This window comes from Acinetobacter stercoris (assembly GCF_900323515.1).
GTDB lineage: Bacteria > Pseudomonadota > Gammaproteobacteria > Pseudomonadales > Moraxellaceae > Acinetobacter > Acinetobacter stercoris.
Genome location: NZ_OOGT01000404.1, coordinates 1 through 1,189 on the forward strand (window position 1 = coordinate 1; position 1,189 = coordinate 1,189).

Consider the following 1,189-nt stretch of genomic DNA (forward strand, 5'->3'; position numbering starts at 1 on the left):
GTTAATATTTATTTAATTGAAAAATGTGATATTTACAAGGTATTTTCCATTAAATGAAGGGGGAGGATGTTTTATAAAGTTAAAGTAAGGCATTTAATTAATTATTGTTTTTAAGTGATTTTGATAAAAAATAAATATTTGTTTCGAATTAGTAAATCAGAATTCAATCTATTTTTTTAACTAAAGTTTCACATAATTCTCGATATTCTATATGTCACAAAAAGGACTTTTCAGATTAGACAGGAATGTATCTTAATTTACTAGATCATGAGGTTTAATATGAGTTTAAGTGCATCAATCGTTGACCCCAAACTTTTTTCAGAAAAAGACAAAATGAAATTAGTTAACGAACTTTATCATGTACATGACAAAATTTTTGATGGTGTTGATAAAAATCAATTTACAAACTATGTCATCAATTCAAAAGCGAACATTACAAATATTTTTATTCAAAAGTATCAAGATCAAGCTGTAGGATATGGAGCAATTCATTTCTATAAGTTTGATACGTTTGATGAACGTATTGGTGTGATTCGTATGGAGGCGGGGTTTATGCCTAAATTCCGAAGTGGCAACAACCAATTTCATTTTTTTGCTTTACTTAAGGTTATAGAATTCATTATTAGTCATCCAAACCGTAAAATATACTTTCTAGGGAGTCTGGTACATCCATCGAGTTATGTTGCATTGACAAACTTAAGTAAGCAGGTTTGGCCTACCATGGCAACACCATTACCCAATGAAGAAATTAAAACAATTGTAAACCGTCTGTCAGATCTTTTTGATTTAACACCTGTTGAGCCTTCTAATCCGCATGTAGTAAAAGTTGGTTGGAAAACCAGAGAAACAGAAAATTCAAGACATGAGTGGAGCAATATTACAAAATCTTCAGCCCAATTTTACTTACAACAGAATCCAGACTATAAAGAAGGCCATGGATTAATAACTATATTACCGATAAATATGAAAAACGTTTTAGATATCGGCATTGCTTTAGTAAACAAAAAGCAGAAGAAAGCAGTTAAAAACTTTTGGATGCAATCAAAACTCAATCCAGCTGCATTGAAGAAAAAAGTGCAGCCCTCTATAGCCTAAATTGAGCATTCATACTTTTATATTATTTAATAAAAGTTATTCAATGTTTATATTCAGATCAAACATGTTCTTATTACAGTTAACATGTTTGATC

Annotated in this window: 1 protein-coding gene; it reads left to right on the top strand. The window is 29.9% G+C overall.

Annotation, left to right across the window (positions count from 1 at the left end; translation table 11 throughout):
* The first annotated feature begins 279 nt into the window (after nucleotides 1–279).
* A complete protein-coding gene (locus KPC_RS19880; protein WP_121976014.1) occupies nucleotides 280–1,095 on the top strand; it encodes a hypothetical protein in 816 nt (271 codons plus the stop codon).
* Nucleotides 1,096–1,189: the final 94 nt, after the last annotated feature.

Coding starts and splice junctions, on each gene's coding strand:
- KPC_RS19880 (WP_121976014.1), top strand. CDS start 280: ATGAGTTTAAGTGCATCAATCGTTGACCCCAAACTTTTTTCAGAAAAA.